Source organism: Halomonas sp. CKK8 (assembly GCF_029625235.1).
GTDB lineage: Bacteria > Pseudomonadota > Gammaproteobacteria > Pseudomonadales > Halomonadaceae > Halomonas > Halomonas ventosae.
In genome coordinates, this window is sequence record NZ_CP121193.1 from 1282638 (window position 1) to 1302836 (window position 20199).

Annotated in this window: 15 protein-coding genes; 12 read left to right on the forward strand and 3 right to left on the reverse strand. The window is 69.4% G+C overall.

Features of this window, described 5'->3' with window-relative positions; all coding sequences use genetic code 11:
• The first annotated feature begins 7 nt into the window (after positions 1-7).
• Complete coding sequence (locus P8934_RS06065) at positions 8-913, forward strand: LysR family transcriptional regulator (protein WP_278033377.1); 906 nt, start codon at positions 8-10, stop codon at positions 911-913.
• 24 nt (positions 914-937) lie between these two features.
• Here the strand turns inward: P8934_RS06065 and P8934_RS06070 are convergent, their stop codons facing one another.
• Positions 938-2296, reverse strand: a complete 1359-nt coding sequence (locus P8934_RS06070; RefSeq protein ID WP_278033378.1) for an aspartate aminotransferase family protein — start codon at positions 2294-2296, stop codon at positions 938-940.
• Between the two features lie 420 nt (positions 2297-2716).
• Between P8934_RS06070 and P8934_RS06075 the strand changes: the two genes are divergently transcribed.
• The 8 genes from P8934_RS06075 (at position 2717) to P8934_RS06110 (ending at position 11998) form a co-directional block, all read left to right on the forward strand.
• A complete protein-coding gene (locus P8934_RS06075) occupies positions 2717-4006 on the forward strand; it encodes an FAD-binding oxidoreductase (RefSeq protein ID WP_278033379.1) in 1290 nt (429 codons plus the stop codon).
• A 32-nt stretch (positions 4007-4038) separates the two neighbouring features.
• On the forward strand, positions 4039-5166 hold the full coding sequence (locus tag P8934_RS06080) for an ABC transporter ATP-binding protein (RefSeq protein WP_278033380.1): 1128 nt from the start codon (positions 4039-4041) through the stop codon (positions 5164-5166).
• A gap of 10 nt (positions 5167-5176) precedes the next feature.
• Complete coding sequence (locus P8934_RS06085) at positions 5177-6100, forward strand: ABC transporter permease (RefSeq protein WP_106229109.1); 924 nt, start codon at positions 5177-5179, stop codon at positions 6098-6100.
• Entirely contained in the window at positions 6097-6894 is a 798-nt protein-coding gene (locus P8934_RS06090; RefSeq protein ID WP_278033381.1) for an ABC transporter permease, read from the forward strand. The genes P8934_RS06085 and P8934_RS06090 overlap by 4 nt, the downstream gene beginning before the upstream one ends.
• A gap of 41 nt (positions 6895-6935) precedes the next feature.
• Positions 6936-8000 carry a spermidine/putrescine ABC transporter substrate-binding protein gene (locus tag P8934_RS06095; protein WP_278033382.1) on the forward strand — a complete coding sequence of 355 codons (1065 nt, stop codon included), beginning with the start codon at positions 6936-6938 and terminating at the stop codon, positions 7998-8000.
• A gap of 56 nt (positions 8001-8056) precedes the next feature.
• Positions 8057-9424 carry a glutamine synthetase family protein gene (locus P8934_RS06100; RefSeq protein ID WP_278033383.1) on the forward strand — a complete coding sequence of 456 codons (1368 nt, stop codon included), beginning with the start codon at positions 8057-8059 and terminating at the stop codon, positions 9422-9424.
• A 56-nt stretch (positions 9425-9480) separates the two neighbouring features.
• Positions 9481-10554 carry a spermidine/putrescine ABC transporter substrate-binding protein gene (locus P8934_RS06105; RefSeq protein WP_278033384.1) on the forward strand — a complete coding sequence of 358 codons (1074 nt, stop codon included), beginning with the start codon at positions 9481-9483 and terminating at the stop codon, positions 10552-10554.
• 151 nt (positions 10555-10705) lie between these two features.
• Entirely contained in the window at positions 10706-11998 is a 1293-nt protein-coding gene (locus tag P8934_RS06110; RefSeq protein WP_278033385.1) for an FAD-binding oxidoreductase, read from the forward strand.
• 162 nt (positions 11999-12160) lie between these two features.
• Here P8934_RS06110 and P8934_RS06115 read toward each other — a convergent pair whose 3' ends face one another.
• Positions 12161-13900 carry a formate--tetrahydrofolate ligase gene (locus P8934_RS06115; RefSeq protein ID WP_278033386.1) on the reverse strand — a complete coding sequence of 580 codons (1740 nt, stop codon included), beginning with the start codon at positions 13898-13900 and terminating at the stop codon, positions 12161-12163.
• A gap of 207 nt (positions 13901-14107) precedes the next feature.
• Here P8934_RS06115 and P8934_RS06120 point away from each other — a divergent pair, with 207 nt between their 5' ends.
• Positions 14108-15130: a GlxA family transcriptional regulator gene (locus tag P8934_RS06120; RefSeq protein WP_278033387.1), complete on the forward strand. Its 1023-nt coding sequence runs from the start codon at positions 14108-14110 to the stop codon at positions 15128-15130.
• 4 nt (positions 15131-15134) lie between these two features.
• Here the strand turns inward: P8934_RS06120 and P8934_RS06125 are convergent, their stop codons facing one another.
• Positions 15135-17702 carry an FAD-dependent oxidoreductase gene (locus tag P8934_RS06125; protein WP_278033388.1) on the reverse strand — a complete coding sequence of 856 codons (2568 nt, stop codon included), beginning with the start codon at positions 17700-17702 and terminating at the stop codon, positions 15135-15137.
• 235 nt (positions 17703-17937) lie between these two features.
• On the opposite strand from P8934_RS06125, the gene P8934_RS06130 reads away from it, so the two are divergent.
• Both P8934_RS06130 and P8934_RS06135 read left to right on the forward strand, forming a co-directional pair.
• Positions 17938-19143 (forward strand): glycine cleavage T C-terminal barrel domain-containing protein, encoded by a 1206-nt coding sequence (locus tag P8934_RS06130; RefSeq protein WP_278033389.1) that lies wholly within the window; start codon positions 17938-17940, stop codon positions 19141-19143.
• Between the two features lie 21 nt (positions 19144-19164).
• The gene (locus P8934_RS06135) at positions 19165-20031 is read left to right on the forward strand and encodes a methylenetetrahydrofolate reductase (RefSeq protein ID WP_278033390.1); all 867 of its coding nucleotides are present in this window, start codon (positions 19165-19167) and stop codon (positions 20029-20031) included.
• Positions 20032-20199: the final 168 nt, after the last annotated feature.

The window sequence follows — 20199 nt, forward strand, 5'->3', positions numbered from 1 at the left end:
AGGGGGCATGAGCGACCACCCGGTGGCCCCCCTGGGCCAGGTCAGCGACTTCGACATCCGCCTGATCCGCGTCTTCAAGGCGGTGGTGGAGTGCGGCGGCTTCTCCGCCGCCGAGGGGGTGCTCGGCGTCGGCCGCTCGGCCATCAGCCTGCACATGAACGACCTGGAGCGTCGCCTGGGGCTGCGGCTCTGCCAGCGAGGCCGCGGCGGCTTCTCGCTCACCGAGGAGGGGCGCCAGGTGTACGAGGCGGGGCTCACCCTGCTGGCCTCCCTGGAGACCTTTCGCACCGAGGTGAACGGGCTGCACGAGAGCCTGCGTGGCGAGCTCAACATCGGCATCACCGACAACCTGGTCAGCATGCCCGAGATGCGCATCACCCACGCCCTGGCCGAGCTCAAGGCGCGGGGGCCGGAGGTGCGCATCAACATCGCCATGGAGGCGCCCGACAGCATCGCCCGGGGCGTGGTGGACGGCCGGCTGCACGTGGGGGTCGTCCCCGAGGTCAACCTGCCGTCGAGCCTGGCGAGCGAGGCGCTCTACGACGAGCGCTCCCTGCTCTACTGTGCCGACAGCCATCCGCTCTTCGCCGAGACGGTGGTAGACCCCCAGCGCCTGGGAGCCCACGAGGCGGTGGTGCCGGGCTACCCGCTGCCGGACGCCGCCCGGGCGGCCCATGCGCGGCTGCTCGGGGCCGCCACCGCCTCGGATCGCGAGGGCGCGGCCTTCCTGATCCTCACCGGCTGCTACATCGGCTACCTGCCCGACCACCTGGCGGCGCCCTGGGTCGCCGCCGGCCGGCTGCGGGCGCTGTGCCCCGACACCTGCCGCTATCGCATCCCGCTGGTGGCGATCACCCAGCGCGACCGGCGCCCCCATCGCGTGCTGGAGGCCTTCCTGGCCGCGCTCGGCTAGGCGGCGACGCCGCCTAGCCGAGCGTCACGCCAGCCGGTCCAGGGTGGTGGCCACGGCATCGAAGAGCCGCTCGAGCTCCGTCTCCGTGCTGCCGAACGGAGGCCCGAACTGCAGGGTGTCGCCGCCGTAGCGCACATAGAAGCCCGCCTCCCAGAGCGCCAGGTGGGCGTCCCGGGGACGGATGGTCGGATCCCCGTCGCGGGGCGCGAGCTGCAGGGCCCCGGCCAGGCCGTGGTTGCGGATATCCACCACGTGGGAGCGGCCCCTGAGGGCGTGGAGCTTCGCCTCGAACGCCGGGGCGATGGCCCGCACCTGTCCGGGGAAGTCCTCGCGCTCGAACAGGTCCAGCGTCGCCAGCCCCGCGGCGCACGCCACGGGATGGGCGCTGTAGGTATAGCCGTGGGGGAACTCGATGGCGTGCGTCGGCCCGCCCCCCGCCATGAAGGTGTCGAAGATCTCCCGGGAGGCGATCACGGCCCCCATGGGCACCGCGCCGTTGGTGAGCTGCTTGGCCACGTTCATGATGTCCGGGGTGACTCCGAAGGCCTCGGCGCCGGTGCGGGCCCCGGCACGGCCAAAGGCGGTGATCACCTCATCGAAGATCAGCAGGATGTCGTGGGCGGAGCAGATCTCGCGCAGCCGCTCCAGGTAGCCCCTCGGCGGCACGATGACCCCGGCCGAACCGGACATGGGCTCGACGATCACCGCGGCGATGCTGGAGGCGTCGTGCAGGGCGATCTGGTCGAGCAGGGCGTCGGCGAGCTCCGCGCCGCTCTCGGCCTGGCCGCGGGTGAAGGCGAGGCTCGGCTGGAGGGTGTGGGGCAGGTGGGTGACGTCCAGCAGCTGGCCATAGTGCTTGCGATTGCCGCCGATCCCGCCGAGGCTGGTGCCGCCCACGTTGACGCCGTGGTAGCCCTTGGCGCGGCCGATCAGCCGGGTCTTCTCCGGACGCCCCTGGAGGCGCCAGTAGGCGCGCGCCATCTTCACCGCGGTGTCGGCGGACTCGGAGCCGGAGTCGGTGAAGAAGACGTGGTCCAGGCCCGGCGGGGTGAGTGCCGCCACCCGTTCGGCCAGCTCGAAGGCGAGCGGGTGGGCGACCTGGAAGCCCGGGGCGTAGTCCAGCCGGCCCAGCTGGGTTGCCACCGCCTGCTGGATCTCGGTGCGATTGTGGCCGGCGCCGCAGGTCCAGAGGCCGGAGAGGGAGTCGAACAGTCGCCGGCCGCGGTCGTCGATGAAGTAGCGTCCCTCGGCGGCGGTGATCACCCGGGGATGGGCATGGAAGTCGCGATTGGCGCTGAACGGCATCCAGTAGTGGTGGTTGAGCGGGCTCTCGCCCTCGCCGTACTCGACGGCATGGGGGGCAGGGGCAGTCGACGCCGTCATGGGGGTCTCCTCGGTCGGGGCGTTGTCCTCACTGGAGGATGGCGGGTGTCTCGAGTCGATAAAAGGCTCACCTGCTGACCCTTGCGTGAGTGAACCCTGACGTGAAGGCAGGGTTCCCTCATCGTCTCGTCCGGGCGGGTGATGGTGATTAATTGACGAGATCTGCGCGGAATGCCGGGGGGCCGCCTGACCGTCAATGTTCTTTTCTCACCCATATATGTCTTTGAAAACAGACTATTGTATCGAGGTTGAACAAGGCCGGATTGAGGTATCGTGAAAGCCGCTCGCCAGCAAGGTATTAAATACTTGACAGGTGTTGCGGTGCTGGTGTCAAACTGAGGTGGCCTGCCCGGGTGGTTTCACCGGGCGAGGAAGCCAACAACAACCAGCGCACTGCGCATCACACGACAGGTGTCCCGCATGACGACCCCGCCGCTGGCGCCGCCCGCCTCCTGGTACCGCGACTCCATCGCCGTCGAGCTCGGCGACTGCCCCCCGCTCGAGGGCGAGGTGAAGGCCGATGTCTGCGTGGTCGGCGGCGGCATCACCGGCTGCTCGGCGGCACTGCACCTGGCCGAGCGGGGCTACTCGGTGGTGCTGCTGGAGGCCGGGCAGATCGGGCATGGCGCCTCCGGGCGCAGCGGGGGGCAGATCCTGCCGGGGCTGGGCACCGACATCGCCACCGTGGAGAAGGCCCTGGGGCGGGAGCGGGCCCGGGATATCTGGGAGATGAGCCGCGAGGCGGTGCGCCTCACCGCCGAGCTGGTCGAGCGCCACGCCATTCCCTGCGAGCTGGCCTGGGGCTACTTGCACGCTGCGGTCAAGCGGCGCCACGTGCGCGAGCTCGAGGCCTTCCGCGAGCGCATGGCGCGCGACTACGGCTACCCGGCGCTCACCATGCTCCAGGGGGAGGCCCTGCGCGAACACGTGGTGTCCGATGCCTACCCGGCGGCCCTTCACGATGCCGAGGGCGGCCACCTGCACCCCCTCAACTATACCCTGGGCCTGGCCCGGGCGGCCCGCCGCGCCGGGGTGGCGATCCACGAGCAGAGTGCCGCCGTGGAGGTCCGCCATGGCCAGCCGGCCAGCGTGCTCACCGCCGCTGGCCGGGTCACCGCCGACTTCGTGGTGCTGGGCACCAACGCCTACCAGGCGGGCCTCGTGCCCGAGCTCTCCGGCCGCATCATGCGCGCCGCCAACTACATGATCGCCACCGAGCCGCTCTCGGCCGAGCGGGCGGCCCGGGTGCTGCCGCGCAACGATGCCCTGTCCGATGCCAACTTCGTGCTCGACTACTACCGGCTCTCCGCCGACCGGCGCCTGATCTATGGCGGCGAGGTCAGCTACGATGGCCGTGAGCCACGGGGCCTCGAGGCGCGCATGGATGCCAAGATCGCGCGGATCTTTCCGGTCCTCGAGGGGGTGCGCATCGACTACCGCTGGGGCGGGGACGTGGCCATCACCCTCGACCGGGCGCCGGACTTCGGCCGGCTGGGCAGCAACGTCTACTACGCCCAGGGCTATTCCGGACACGGCATGGCCCTGTCTGGGTTGGCCGGCAAGCTGCTGGCCGAGGCCATCGCCGGGCAGAGCGAGCGCTTCGACGTCTTCGCCGCCATGCCCCATCGCCACTTCCCGGGCGGCACCCTGCTGCGCAAGCCGCTGCTGGTGCTGGCCACCAACTTCTACAAACTGCGGGACCGGCTGTGAACCGGGCCATCGAGAACCGAGAGGGCACCCCCATGAGCGACACCATCACGGCGGAAGCCAGCGCGTCACCAGGCGCGCCACCGGTCGGGGAGGCGGCACAGGGCGAGGTGGCCCGCGAGGCCTCCTCCATCGAGATGCAGGGCCTGCACAAGCGCTTCGGCCGCGATACCGTGGCCCTGGACGGCGTCGACCTGACCATCGAGGCCGGCGAGTTCTTCACCCTGCTCGGCCCCTCGGGCTGCGGCAAGACCACCCTGTTGCGCATCCTTGCCGGCCTCGAGGAGGCCGACGACGGCCGCCTGGCCATCGGCGGCAAGGACATCACCGAGGTGCCGCCCCACAAGCGCAGCGTCAATACCGTCTTCCAGTCCTATGCGCTCTTCCCGCACCTCTCGGTGCGCGAGAACCTGGCCTTCGGGCTCAAGATGCGCGGCCTGCCCCCCGAGGAGCGCGAGGCCCGGGTGGCGAAGATCGCCGAGTTCATCAAGCTGGGCGACCTGGTGGATCGCCGTGTCGACCAGCTCTCCGGCGGCCAGCGCCAGCGCATCGCCCTGGCCCGCGCCCTGGTCAACGAGCCCGACGTGCTGCTGCTCGACGAGCCGCTCTCGGCACTGGACGCCGGCCTGCGCAGCCAGCTGCAGGTGGAGCTCTTGCGGGTGCAGAAGCGCCTCGGCATGACCTTCGTCTTCGTCACCCATGACCAGCAGGAGGCCATGGTGATGTCCGACCGCATCGCCGTGCTCAACGGCGGGGTGATCCAGCAGGTGGGGCCGCCCCGCGAGGTCTACGAGCGTCCGGCAAACGCCTTCGTCGCGCGCTTCATGGGCCATGACAACCTCTATCCGGTCACCGCCCGCCAGGGAGGGCGCCTGACCACGTCGCTCGGCGAGCTCACCGCCGAGGACGCCGGGGAGGGCGGCCTGCTGTTGATCCGACCCGAGACACTGGACCTGCTGCCCGGTGAGGTGGCAGGCGACAACCACCTGCCGGCCGTGGTGAGCGAGCGGCTCTATCGCGGCAGCCATGCCGAGTATCGCCTCGAGATCGGCTCGAGCACCCTGCAGGCGACCCTCAACAACCGGGGCAGGCACCTGCCCGAGGTGGGGGACCGGGTCACCGTATCGGTGGCCCCCGAAGACCTGGTCACCCTGAGCGAGTGAGGAGACGCACATGGCCTACACCGGCGTAACGCCCTCCGCCCGCAGCCGCGGCATGGTGCGCGAGGCACGGCACCTGCTGGCCACCGTGGCACCCGGGGCAACCTGGATCGTGATCTTTCTGGTGCTGCCCAGCGCCTACCTGATGGGCGTGGCCTTCATGACCAACGGCCCCTATGGCCTGCCGGAGATGCCGCTGTCGCTGGAGTCCTTCCGGCGCCTGGCCGGCTTCGGCTTCCTGGGCTGGAGCCCCGGCAACCTCTACACCCTGCTGCGCTCGCTGTGGCAGACGCTGGTCTCCACCGGCCTGGTGGTGATCGTCGCTTATCCCATCGCCTACTACATCAGTACCTGCCGGGCGAAGTGGCGGCCGATCATGCTGCTGCTGGTGGTGGTGCCGAGCTGGACCAACCAGGTGATCCGCACCTTCGGCTGGATGAACCTGCTGGCGCCGGGCACGCCGCTCTCCAACCTGGCCGAGGGCCTCGGTTTCATTGCCCCCAACATGGGGCTCTATCCGTCGAACTTCGCGGTGACCCTGGGCCTGGTCTACAACTTCCTGCCGTTCATGGTGCTGCCGCTCTACGCGGCCTTCGAGAAGCTCGACACCGCCCAGGTGGAGGCCGCCCAGGACCTCTTCGCCTCGCCGGTGCGGGCCTTCTGGCACGCCGTCTTCCCCCAGACCCTGCCGGGGCTGCTGGCCGGCATCGTGCTGGTGGCGATCCCCGCCTTCGGCATGTACGTGATCCCCGAGCTGCTCGGTGGCGGCAAGGGCATGATGCTCGGCAACCTGGTGGCCAACCAGTTCGCCGGCGGGGCCAACTGGCCGCTGGGCGCCGCCGGCGCGATCCTGATGCTGATCGCCACCTTTATCGGGCTGTTCGCCATGCGTCGCATCGGCAAGCGCCTGGGTGGCGGCGAGGAGGTGGTGATATGAGAAAGCGCACGCTCAAGCGCGGCCTGACCGGCTTCTGGTGGTTCACCCTGGCCTTCCTCTACCTGCCGCTCGCCGTGGTGGTGCTGTTCTCCTTCAATGCCTCCAACAGTGCGGCCACCTTCACCGGCATCTCGCTGCGCTGGTATGGCCGCCTGATGGGCAACGAGGAGATCCTCTCGGCCTTTTCCAACAGCATGATACTCGCCATCACCTCCTCGGTGATCGCGCTGGGGATCGGCTGTTTGATCGGCTACGGCATGTACCGCCATCGCCACCGCAAGCTGGGCTGGCTGATCGTGCTGATCTACCTGCCCATCGTGCTGCCGGACATCGTCTTCGGCATCTCGGAGATGGCCTTCTTCGTGCAGGTCCATCGCCTCACCGGGCTGCTGCAGCCGGGCCTGGTGACCATGATCATCGCCCACGTCACCTTCCAGATCCCCTTCGTGGCGCTGATCGTCTACTCGCGCTTCGTGGGCCTGGACCCGACGCTCTTCGAGGCCGCCAAGGACCTCTATGCTACCCCGATCAAGCGGGTGGTGCACTTCATGCTCCCGACCATCAAGCCGGCGTTGATCTCGGCCTTCTTCCTCTCCTTTACACTCTCGGTGGATGACTTCGTGATCAGCTTCTTCACCGCGGGGCCGGAGAGCGCGACCCTGCCGATCTACATCTGGGGGGCGATCAAGAAGGGGGTGTCGCCCGAGATCAACGCCATCGCCACCCTGATGATCGGCGCGGTGGCCCTCGCCGCCATCATCAGCCTGGTGTTCAGCCGTCGCCGGCAGGCATGAGCCGGCCAAGCCTTCCCTAGGGGAAACGAGGAGAGTCCGAGATGACAATCAACAAGACCGCACTTGCCCTGTCCGTCGGCGCCGCGCTGCTGGCCGGCAGCGTCCAGGCCCAGGAGAACAAGCTCTACCTGTTCAACTGGACCGAGTACATGGACCCCGAGATCATCGAGGCCTTCGAGGAGAAGTACGACGTCGAGGTCGTGCAGAACTACTTCAACTCGCTGCCCGAGATGTTCGCCAAGCTCAATGCCGGCGGGGTCTCGCAGTACGACATCATCGTGCCGTCCAACTACTACGTGCCGCGGCTGATCCAGACCGGCCTGGTGCAGAAGCTCGACAAGTCGAAGCTCGAGAACCTCGACAACGTCATGGCGCAGTTCCAGGATCCGGCCTACGACCCGGGGGCCGAGTACAGTGCACCCTACCAGTGGGGCACCACCGGCATCGTCTACAACACCGAGACCTTCCCGGAGGCCCCCAAGAGCTGGTCGCTGCTGTTCGACCCCGAGGTCAATCCCGACCATCCCTTCGCCCTGATGGGCGACGGCCAGGTCAGCATGGGGGGCGCCTGCGCCTACCTGGGCCACGGCTACGACTGCACCGACATGAACGCCTGGAAGGAGGCCGCCCGGCTGCTGATCGACACCAAGGGGCGTGACACCTTCAGCGGCTTCTCCGACGGCACGCCGGCGCTGCAGCAGCTGGCCCGCGGCGTCACCCACGTGGGGCTCTCCTACAACGGCGACTACCTCTTCTTCAAGGACGAGGACCCGGAGACCTTCGAGACCCTGGACTTCATGATCCCCGACGAGGGCGCCGAGATGTGGGTGGATGCGATGCTCATCCCCTCCGAGGCCCCCAACCCGGACATGGCGCACAAGTTCATCGACTTCATCCTCGATGCCGAGGTCGGCGCCCAGCTCTCCAACTACAACTACTACGCCAGCCCCAATGCGGCCGCCGAGCCCTACCTGGACGCGGTGCTGACCGAGCCGCCCGTCCAGCCCAGCGAGGCGGACATGGAGCGACTGCGTTTCACCCCCAGCCTGGAAGGCGATGCCCTGCAGACCTTCCAGCAGCTCTGGTCCGAGGTCCAGTCTCGCTGAGCGCAGGGCCCCCGGCATCGGGCCGGGGGCCCGCCATCCCGAGCAAGGAAATTCCCATGAGTAACCGACAGGAGCAACCGCTCCTCAACGACTGGTTCCAGAATCACGGCATCACCGAGGTCGAGTGCCTGGTCAGCGACCTGACCGGCATCCTCAAGGGCAAGATCATGCCCGCCGGCAAGTACCTCAACGGCGGGCGTCCGCGGCTGCCCGACTCGATCTTCATCCAGACCGTCACCGGCGGCTATCCCGACGACGAGGACATCCGCTTCTGGAATCCCGCCGAGCGGGACATGGAACTGGTGCCGGACGCGAACGCCATCTACCTGGTGCCCTGGGCCGAGGACCCCACGGCGCAGATCATCCACGACTGCTTCTACCTGACCGGCGAGCCGGTGGAACTGGCGCCACGCTACGTGCTCAAGCGGGTGCTGGAGCTCTACGCCGCCCGCGGCTGGACCCCGGTGATCGCCCCGGAGGTGGAGTTCTACCTGGTCAAGACCAACACCGACTCCGACTATCCCCTGGAGCCGCCGATCGGTCGTACCGGCCGACAGGAGAGCAGTCGCCAGTCCTTCTCCATCGATGCGGTCAACGAGTTCGACCCGCTGTTCGAGGAGATGTACGACTACTGCGAGGCCATGAACCTCGACCTGGACACCCTGATCCACGAGGAGGGGGCGGGCCAGATGGAGGTCAACTTCCAGCATGGCGACCCCTTGACCCTCGCCGACCAGGTGGTGATGTTCAAGCGCACCCTGCGCGAGACCGCGCTGCGCCATGGCATGTATGCCACCTTCATGGCCAAGCCGATGGCCAACGAGCCGGGCAGCTCCATGCACATCCATCAGAGCCTGCTCGACACCAAGGACGGGCACAACGTCTTCGCCGACGCGGATGGCCAGCCCAGCAAGCTGTTCCACCACTTCATCGGCGGCCTGCAACGCTACCTGCCCTCGGTGATGCCGCTGCTGGCGCCCAACGTCAACTCCTACCGCCGGCTGATGCGCACCGAGACCAGCGGCTCGGCACCGATCAACGTGGAGTGGGGCATGGACAACCGCACCGTGGGACTGCGCGTGCCGGTCTCTCCCCCCGAGGCGACGCGGGTGGAAAACCGCCTGGCGGGCGCCGACGCGAACCCCTACCTGGTGATGGCGGCCTCGCTGGCGTGCGGCTACCTGGGCCTGCTGGGCCGCCTCGAGCCGCGCCCGCCGATGGTCGGCTCCGCCTGGTCCGGCGGCAACAAGCTGCCCGACGACATCGGCCCGGCGCTGGACCTGCTGCACGACTGCCAGCCCCTGGCCGACATCCTCGGCGAGCGCTTCACCCACAGCTACCTGGCGGTCAAGCGCGCCGAGCATCGCGCCTACTTCCAGGTGATCAGCTCCTGGGAACGCGAGCACCTGCTGTTGCGGGTATAGTGCCTGGACGGGGTCGCCCCGTATCGAGGCAAACCATCATCAGGGAGGGGGACGAGATGCTGCTGCGACAATGGGCCCGGCTGGCGGGCCTGGGGCTGGTGGCCGTCAGCCTGGCGGCGACGGCCGAGGAGGGCAAGCTGCGGCTGTTCAACTGGTCGGACTACATGGATCCGGCCATCATCGACGCCTTCGAGACGGAGACGGGCATCGAGGTGGTACAGAACTACTACAACTCGAACGCCGAGCTCTTCTCCAAGCTTACCGCCGGTGGCGATGCCCAGTATGACCTGATCGTGCCTTCGGACTACTTCGTACCGCGGCTGATCGACGCCGGCCTGATCCAGCCGCTTGCCGCCGAAGGCGAGGGGCTCGAGGGCCACGACAATATCCTCGCGGAGTTCCGCGCGCCGAGCTTCGACCCCGAGGGTGACTACACCGTGCCCTACCTGTGGGGCGTGACCGGGGTGGTCTACAACCGGGAGACCTGGCCGGCACCCGAGCCCAGCTGGGGGCTGCTCTATGACCCCGAAGTCAACGCCGACTACCCCTTCGCGCTGCTCAAGGGCGATGCCCAGTTCACCTTCGGCACCCTCTGTGCCTTCCAGGGGCAGGGCTTCGACTGCGTGGGCGAGACTCCCTGGGTGGAGGCGGCCCGCGGCGTGATCGAGACCCGCCAGCGGGACAACTTCGTCGGCTTCGTGGATGCCACGGCGGCCATCGAACAGGTGGCCAACGGGGTGATCCATGCCGGCATCGCCTACAACGGCGACCTCGCCGGCAAGCGCGCCGAGGATCCCGAGACCTATGGCAAGCTGGGCTTCTTCATCCCCGAGGAGGGCTCCCAGCGCTGGGTGGACGTGCTGGCGATCCCGGCGCGAGCGCCGAACCCGGGGGCCGCGCGGGCCTTCATCGAGTACCTGCTGCGCCCCGAGGTTGCTGCCCGACTGGCCGACTACAACTTCTATACCACCCCCAACGAGGCGGCCCTGCCGCTGGTGAACGATGCCCTGCGCGAACCGCCGGTGATGCCGGATGCCGCCGCTCGCGAGCGGCTCCACTTCACTCCCTCGGTGAGCGGCGAGGAGCTCGAGCTGCTCCAGGAGCTGTGGAGCGAGGCGCGCAGTCGCTGATCCCGGTACCCCGCGGGCCGGCGCCGCCGGAGGGGCTCCCCTCCGGCGGTCTTTTTTGGTGATTATCCCATGTCATCTCATTGCCATTGTCGGGATATTACGCCTAACATGGGGTATTGATGTTGAATAAAATTGCCAACAGGGGGGTTCCATGTCTGTCCCATTCGAGCGCGATCACGCCGCGTCCTGGTACGCCGCCACCGCCAACGACGCCCCCGAGCGCGCCGCCCTCGAGGGCGAGGTGAGCTGTGACGTCTGCGTGGTGGGAGCGGGTTTCACCGGCATCTCCGCCGCCCTGCACCTCGCCGAGCGCGGCTTCTCGGTGGTGGTGCTGGAGGCGGTGAGGGTCGGCTATGGCGCCTCGGGGCGCAACGGCGGCCAGATCGTCAACAGCTACAGCCGCGACATGGACGTCATCGAGGAGAAGTACGGCGCCGATACCGCCCGCGCCCTGGGCGACATGGCCTTCGAGGGCAACCGCATCATCCGCGAGCGCGTCGAGCGCTACGCCATCGACTGCGACCTCAGGGACGGCAACCTCTTCGCCGCCTGCAACGCCAGCCAGATGCGAGGGCTCCGCGAGCACCAGGCGCTGTGGGAGCGCTACGGCTATCGGGAGCTCGAACTGCTCGACGGGGAGGCGGTCAAGCGCGAGGTCGACAGCGAGCGCTACACCGGCGCCCTGGTGGACCACGGCGGCGGTCACCTGCACCCGCTCAACCTGGTGCTGGGCCAGGCGGCGGCCGTCGAGTCGCTGGGCGGGCGCATCTTCGAGTACTCGCCGGTCACCGGCGTGGCGCACGGCGAGCCGGTGGTGGTGCGCACCGCCGGCGGTCGCGTGCGGGCCGACCGGGTGGTGATGGCCGGCAATGCCTACCTCAAGGGCGTGCTGCCCGAGATCGAGGGGAAGTCGATGCCCTGCGGCACCCAGATCATCACCACCGAGCCGCTGGACGAGGCGCGGGCCCGTGCCCTGATCCCCAATGGCCTGGCGGTGGAGGACTGCAACTACCTGCTGGACTACTTCCGCCTCACCCGCGACAACCGCCTGCTGTATGGCGGCGGCGTCAACTACGGCGGCAGCGACCCCGCCGACATCGCGGGCGTCATCCGGCCCAAGATGCTCACGACCTTCCCGTCGCTCGAGGACGTCAAGGTGGACTACGCCTGGAGCGGCACCTTCCTGATGACGCTCAACCGCCTGCCGCAGTTCGGGGTGGTCAACGACAACGTCTACTATGCCCAGGGCTACTCGGGGCACGGCGTCACCTGTACCCACCTGGCCGGCCGGCTGATCGCCGAGGTGATGACGGGCCGCGAGGAGCGCTTCGATGCCTTCGCCGGCCTGCCCCACCTGCCGTTTCCCGGTGGCCGCCTGCTGCGCGTGCCGCTGTCGGCGATCGGCGCCTGGTACTACGCCACCCGCGATCGCCTGGGCCTCTAGGAAACACTGATTTATTGCTGCGCTCGATATCTTGGCCGCCGGCGGTGCTGGTTCGCCAGCCCGGTCGAAATCCTCACCTAGTGCCGCATAGGCTCCGGTTTCTGTGCTCCGGCGGCGGCCAACCTCTCTTCGCTCGCGACATAAATCAGCTGTTCCCCAGCCTCAGTAGAGGCCGACCGTCTCGCCATCCTCGTCGATATCCAGCCGCATGGCGGCCGGCGAGGCGCCGAGCCCGGGCATCGTGCGAATGTCGCCGGCCAGGGCATAGACGAAGCCGGCGCCGGCGGAGAGGCGCACCTCGCGCACCGGCAGCCGCCAGCCCGTGGGGGCGCCGAGCCGTCCCGGGTCGGACGACAGCGACATGTGCGTCTTGGCGATGCATACCGGAAACGCCCCGTACCCCTGTTGCTGCCAGGTCTCCAGTAGCTCGCGGATCCCCGGGGCGAAGTCGACCCCCTCGGCGCCATAGAGGCGCGTGGCGATGCGCTCGATCTTCTCCGCCAGCGCCATCTCGGCGGGGTAGAGGAACTGGAAGCCGTTCCCCGCCTCGTCGGCCTCGTCGATCGCCTCGACCAGCGCCTGCGCCAGGCCCAGGGCGCCCTCGCCGCCGTCGCGCACATGGCTGGAGACCTCGGCGCGCACGCCCACCGAGGCGCATAGCTCACGGATGGTGGCAACCTCGCTTGGATGGTCGCCGGGGAAGGCGTTGATCGCCACCACGGGCGAGAGGCCGTGGGCACGCACGTTGTCGATCTGCTTGAGCAGGTTGGCCCCGCCTTCCCGGACCTCGTCGGCGGACTCCCCCAGCAGCGAGGCGGGCAGCGGCTTGCCGGGCACCACCCGGTGGCGGCCGCTGTGGTACTTCAGGGCGCGTACCGTGACCACCAGTACTGCGGCGTCTGGCACGAGGCCCGAGGCCCGGCACTTGATGTTGAAGAAGCGCTCGGCGCCCATGTCGGCACCGAAGCCCGCCTCGGTGACCAGGAAGTCGCCGGCGTGCAGGCCGATGCGGTCGGCGACGATCGAGGAGTTGCCGTGGGCGATGTTGCCGAAGGGGCCGGCATGGATCAGCGCCGGGGCGTGTTCGAGGGTCTGCAGCAGGTTGGGCTTGAGTGCCTCCTTGAGCAGCACCGTCATGGCGCCGGCGGCGCCGATCTGCTCGGCGGTGACCGGCTCGCCGTCGCGGTCCAGCCCCACGATCAGCCGGCCCAAGCGTCGGCGCAGGTCGGCCAGGGAGTCGGCCAGCGCCAGCACCGCCATCACCTCGGAGGCGGCAGTGATCTCGAAGCCGCCCTGGCGGGGCATCCCGTCCCCGCGCCCGCCGAGGCCCATGACGAGGTGCCGCAGGGCGCGGTCATTGAGGTCGATGACGCGCTGCCAGCGCACCTCGCGAGGATCCAGCTCGGGTTCCAGGCGATGGTGCAGGTGATTGTCGACCATGGCCGCCAGCAGGTTGTGGGCCGCCGCCACCGCATGGATGTCGCCGGTGAGGTGCAGGTTGATGCGCTCCATGGGCAGCACCTGGCTGTAGCCGCCGCCGGTGGCGCCGCCCTTCAGGCCCAGGGTGGGGCCCATGGAGGGCTGACGCAGGGCGACGGTAGCGGTGTGGCCGAGGCGCTGCAGTCCCTGCACCAGGCCGATCGCGGTGGTAGTCTTGCCCTCGCCGGGCGGGGTGGGGGTCATCGAGGTCACCACCACGTAGCGCCCCTGCGGGCGCTCGGCCAGGGTCGCCAAGGCCGCCAGGTCGAGCTTGGCGATGCCGCGGCCATAGGGCTCCACTGCCTCGCCGGGCAGGCCCAGGCGATGGGCGATCTCCTCGATCGGCCAGAGGCGCACCGCGCGGGCGATGCTCAGGTTGTCGGCGGGCCGGGACGCGGCCTGCTCGGTCGCTTGGGGTGCCATCAGCGTCTCTCCTCTTGGGCGTCGGCGGGTCATGCCTCGCGTCCCGTTCAGTATCGTGCGCCTGACGCGGCCCTTTTGCCTGTCGACGTCCGCGGCCTTGGGCGCAGCGACACCTGCCGCAAACTCGCTGCCCTTGCCGAGGGTCGAAGGGATTGACTATTCCTGATGACAACGTCGCCCGGCCGAGCGCCGGCGAGGGGAAGGAGGATGATTGAGGCTCCCGTACCGGCCAAGGACCACCATGACATCGGCTTCCTGCTGCTGTCCGGGTTCTCGCAGCTCGCCTTCTCCGCGGCGCTGGAGCCGTTGCGCATGGCCAACCATCTGGCCGACCGTCCCCTCTACACCTGGCACCTGGTGAGCCGCGATGGCACCGCGGTGACGGCCAGCAGCGGCCTGCCCACGGCGGTGGACCAGGCGCTGGAGCCCATGCCGCAACTGGACCTGCTGCTGGTGTGCGGTGGCCTGGACGTGCAGGCGCACTGCGATCGCGCCACGCTCTCCTGGCTCAGGCGCCTGGCCGAACGGCGCATCCCACTGGGCGCCGTGTGCACCGGGGGCTATGTGCTGGCCCGGGCGGGGCTGCTCGACGGCTATCGCTGCACCCTGCACTGGGAGCATATCGGCAGCCTCCACGAGGCGCGGCGCTTCCCCGAGGTGACCTTTACCTCCCAGCTGTTCGTCATGGATCGCGACCGCTACACCTGCACGGGCGGCATCGCCCCCCTGGACATGATGCTCAACCTGATCGGTCGCCAGCAGGGGCTGGCCATGGCCGAGGCGATCGCCGAGGAGTTCATCCACGAGCGCATCCGCGGCGTGGGCGACCGCCAGCGCAGCCCGTTGCGGGTGCGCCTGGGCCATAGCCATCCCAAGCTGGAGGAGGTGGCCACCCTGATGGAGGCCAACCTCCAGGAGCCCCTGGCGCTGGACGAGCTGGCCCGCTATGCCGACCTCTCGCGGCGTCAGCTGGAGCGCCTCTTCCAGCGCTACGTGGGCTGTCCGCCGCTCAAGTACTACCTGGAACTGCGCCTGGCCCGGGCACGGCTGCTGCTGCAGCAGACGCGGATGCCGATCACCGAGGTGGCGCTGGCCTGCGGCTTCGTTTCGCCCCCCCACTTCACCAAGTGCTACCACGACCACTTCGGCCACTCGCCGAGCGGCGAGCGTAAGCGCCGGCAGCAGCGGCAGGCCGAGCTGGCTCTGCCGGACGGGCTGCCGGGCGGCTGAGACCTCAGCCTCGCGGCCGGGCGTTCTCCGGGTCATAGAGGGCGCGATAGCCGACGGCGGCCACCCGCATCGGGTAGTGCTCGGCGAAGTACTCCAGCAACAGGGTCTTTCCCTCCTCGGCGTAGCCAGCGGGCAGATAGGCCAGGGCGATGTTGCGCCCGAGCGAGGGCCCAAAGGCGATGCTGGTCACGTAGGAGCGCCGGCCCAGGGTGTCCACCGGCACCTCGCCGCTCTCGGGGTCGAGCAGCGGCGACTGGCCGACCGGGAAGCGCGGGGTGCCGGCGGCGTCGTGGTGTGCCTCCATCACCAGGGTGCAGAGCGTGGCCGGCTGGCCGTGCCGTTCGCGCTGTTCCAGGTAGGCGGCCTTGCCGTGGAAGTCCGCGGCCTTGACCCTGGGTCGTGCCAGGCCCGCCTCGTAAAGGTTGTAGTCGGTGAGCAGGTCGACGTTCTGCAGGCGCAGGCTCTTCTCCAGGCGGCGGCTGTTGGCGTAGGTCTCGATGCCCACCGGCGTCACCCCGGCGTCGAACAGCCGGTCCCAGAGCGCCAGGCCGTAGCTGAAGGGCACATAGAGCTCCCAGCCCTGCTCGCCCACGTAGGAGATGCGAAAGGCCCACACCGGCAATCCCTGGATGCGGATTTCGCGGGCGGTGGCGAAGGGGAAGCGGGCGTCTTCCAGGCCCTCGGGATCATCCGCCAGGGCCTGCAGGGTACGCCGGGCGTTGGGGCCCCAAAGGCCGAGGGTGGCCAGGCCGTCGCTGCGATCCTCCAGGTGCCAGCGGGTCAGGCCGGCCGCCTCGGCGCGGCGGGTGATCCACATAAGGTCGCGGTGGCCGGTGTCGCCGCCGCAGACCACCCGCCAGGCGTCCTTGGCCAGGCGCACGATGGTGAGGTCCGAGTGGACGCCGCCGGCGGCATCCAGGAAGTGGGTATAGATCCCCTTGCCGATGGGGGTATCGCCGCCCACCCGGGCCACCGAGAGCCACTCCAGCAGCGCCTCGGCATCGCGGCCCGAGATATCGTAGATGGCGAAGTGGGAGAGGTTGATCATGCCCACGTCGTCGGACAGCGCCAGGTGCTCGGCATTGGATACCCGCCAGAAGTGGCGGGCGTCCCACTCGGCCGGACGCTCGGGTACCCGCTCGCCGTAGCGCTCCAGCAGCGCCTCGTTGGCGGCATAGCCGTGGGCGCGCTCCCAGCCGGCGGCCTCCATGAAGTGGCCGCCGAGCTCCTTCTCGCGAGGCCAGAAGGGGCCGCGGCGCAGGTCGCGGCCGCTCTCGAAGGGCTCGCGGGGGTGCACCGGCGGGTCGTAGATCTTGCGGGCGATCTCCCGGCAGCGACCCAGGACATGGTGGGGCGTCTTCTGCACCGGGTAGAAGCGCGCGATGTCGATGCCGCAGGGGTCGAGCTCGGGGCGGCCATGGGTCAGCCAGTCGGCGAGCAGCTTGCCCATGCCGGGGCCGTCCTTGACCCAGACGGCCTCGCAGAACCACAGGCCGCGGGTCTCCGGCGACTCGCCCACCAGGGAGCCGCCGTCCGAGGTGACCGAGAGCAGGCCGTTGAAGGAGTGCTTCTCGTCCCAGCCCAGCTCGCCGAGCACGGGGGCGAGTTCGATGGCCCGCTCGAAGGCCTCGGCCACCTGGTCCAGGTCCAGGTCGCGCATGGAGGGCGAGAGGCGTGCCCGGTCGCGCGGGAGGATGGCGCGAGGGTCCACCAGCCGCGGCTCGCGGGACTCATAGTAGCCCCACTCCAGCTGGCCGCCCTCGGTGCTGGTCGGGTCGCCGGTGTCGCGCATGTAGGCGGAGTTGCCCTGGTCGCGCAGCAGCGGATAGCCGATCTCCTTGCCGGTGCCGGCGAAGGTCTCGAAGGGGCCGAAGAACAGCAGCGGATGCTCCGCCGGCATCAGCGGCAGGGCGGCGCCGCCCATGGCGGCGGGAATCGGGCCCCAGATGCCCGAGGTGATGATCACCCGCGGGGTGGCAACGTAGCCCCTGGGCGTCTCGACGCCGCAGACCCGGCCATCCTGGACGTCGATGTCCAGCGCCGGGGTCTCGGCAAAGGCCTGCAACTGGCCGCCCGCCACGGCGCGCTCGACCAGCTCGCCGGCCACCCGCTGGGAACGCGGGATCACCAGGCCGGCGTCGGGGTCCCACATGCCGCCCAGCACCTGGTCGCGGTCCAGCAGGGGGAAGCGCGCCAGCACCTCGTCGGCATCGACCATGCGGACGTTGGTGCCGAAGGCCTTGCCGGAGGCGACCTTGCGCTGCAGCTCGGCCAGTCGCGCCTCGTCGCCGACCCGGGCGATCTCCAGGCCGCCAACCTTGTGGTAGTGCCCCATCGCCTCATAGAAACGCTGGCTGTAGGTGGTGGTGTAGCAGGAGAGCCGGTCGTGGGCGGTCATGAAGCAGAAGTCGGAGGCGTGGGCGGTGGAGCCGATGTCCGAGGGGAGGGCGGAGGTCTCGAGCCCCACCAGGTTCGTCCAGCCCTGCTCGATCAGGTGATGGGCCACCGAGGCGCCGACGATGCCGCCCAGGCCGATGATCACCGCGTCTGCCTGCGAGGGGAGCGCCGCCATGGTCGTCCTCCTGATTTCGAGGGTTTCCCGCAGGATAAGGCAGGCCCCGGGCGGCACGCTGTCCCGCGGCGACGCCCCCTTGCCTGGCGGCGACAGGCCGCGGCCGGCCCTGTCGCCCACGCCAAAGAGCGAGGCGTCCATGGCGAGATGGGCCGTCTCTGCCGGGACTAGTGTCGAAGACAAGGGCGGCCGGCGGGCGCCGGCCCCCGGCACAGCGACACTCGAGGAGGCGGTCATGTCCCAGGCCATCGAGAGCATCCAGAGCACCCAGCACACCCCATCGGCGCCGGAGATCCTGCTCTACCCGCGCATTCGCAAGTCGCCATTCTTCTACGCCTCGCGGCGGCACGGGGTGCGCAAGTACAGCGTCTACAACCATCACTACCATCCGCGCCTCTATACCGACCCGGTGGATGAGTACTGGGCCCTGGTGCAGGGCGTGACCCTGTGGGACGTCGGTGTCGAGCGCCAGATCGAGATCAGCGGGCCCGACGCCTTCGCCTTCACCCAGCGGCTGGTCCCCCGCGACATGCGCCACTGCCAGGTGGGGCAGTGCAAGTACGTCTTCGTCACCGCCCCCGACGGCGGCATCCTCAACGACCCGGTGCTGCTGCGCATCGAGGAGAACCGCTTCTGGCTGTCGCTTGCCGACAGCGACATCCTGCTGTGGTGCCAGGGGCTCGCGGTCAATGCCGGGCTCGACGTGACGCTGCGCGAGGTGGACGTGGCGCCGGTACAGGTCCAGGGCCCCAGGGCCAAGGCGGTGATGGTGGACCTGTTCGGCGAGGCGGTGCTGGGCATGCCCTACTACCACCTGATGGAGGCCGAGCTCGACGGCATGTCGGTGGTGATCTCGCGCACCGGCTACTCCGGGGAGATCGGCTACGAGATCTACCTGCGCGAGGCCAGCCGCTTCGGCGAGGCGCTCTGGCAGCGCGTCTTCGAGGCCGGGCGGCCCCACGGCATGCAGGTGATCGGCCCCTGCCACATCCGCCGCATCGAGGGCGGCATCCTCGCCTTCGGCTGCGACATCTGGTACGACACCAACCCCTTCGAGGTGGGCATGGGCTACGACTGGATGGTGGACCTGCGTGGCGACGACGACTTCATCGGCCGCGCCGCCCTGGAACGCATCAAGGCCGAGGGCGTGTCGCGCAAGCTGGTGGGGGTGGAGATCGACGGCCCGAGCGTCGGCTACTTCACCGACGGGTCGATGATCGACGTCTTCCCGGTGTTCGAGGAGGGGGGCACACGGATCGGCAAGGTCACCTCGGCCACCCGCTCACCGCGCCAGGAGCGCAACATCGGCTATGCCATGGTGCCGGTCGAATACGCCGAGCTGGGCACGCCGCTGCGCATCGAGGCCAATACCGGCCTGCAGGCGGCCAGGGTAGTGGAGAAGCCCTTCCACGACCCCGCCAAGGCGATTCCCAAGGGGTAAAGGGCATAAGGGGGGAGGAGGATGACGGCGAACCGCTTCGAACTGCTGCCCATCACGGGCCTGCAGGACACGGCCCGGGACCTGCCGCACGGCGCCCTGGTCACCGTGACCTGCTCACCGCGCCACGGCCTGGAGCGTACCCTGGCGGCCAGCGAGTGGCTGGTCGGAGCGGGCTTCCGGGTGGTGCCGCATCTCGCCGCCCGGCTGGTGCGTGACCGTAACCACCTGGCGCAGGTGCTTGGGCGCCTCGCGGCGCTGGGCGCCGACGATGCCTTCGTGGTGGGCGGGGATGCCGAGCGCCCGGTAGGGGCCTACCCCCATGGTCGGGCGCTGCTCGAGGCCATGGCCGGGCTCGAGCTGCGGCCGGCGCGCCTCGGCGTGCCGGCCTATCCGGAAGGCCATCCGAAGCTGACAGAGGCGGCGCTGCAGCGCGACCTGGAGGCCAAGGCGGCACTGGCCGACTATGCCGTCACCCAGCTGTGCTTCGAGGCCACGCCGCTGCTGGCCTGGCGCGCGCGGCAGCAGCGGCTCGACCTGCCGCTGCCGGTGCTTGCCGGCATGCCCGGGGTGATGGAGCCCAGGCGACTGCTCGCCATCGCCCTGCGCCTGGGGCTTGGCCCCTCGGTGCGCGCCCTGCGTCGCCAGTCGGGCTGGTGGGCACGGCTGCTGCGGCCTGGGGCTTATCGCCCCGATGCGCTGCTGGCGGGGCTGGCCCCGATGCTGGGGGATCCCGCTGCCGGCTTCGCCGGCCTGCATCTCTTTACCTTCAACCGGGTCGCCGCCACCCGCCGCTGGCTGGAGGAGTATCAGCATCTGATGGGTGATCGGCCAGCGGCGGATGAGCCGCAGGCGCCGCTCGTCGCCTCCGCCGGCGAGCCCCTGGCCTGACTGCCTGGAGCGTCGCCATTCGGTGACAGCAGGTCAGGAAATGTGAAACCCGCGGCGTCCCCCTGAAGTCCTGCATCGCGGGGCTTATACTGGGGGCGATTCTCGAGAGGCGCAGGATGCGCCCTCACCATCGCCCCTTTTCCATCACGCATCTCCCGGAGCCTCGTG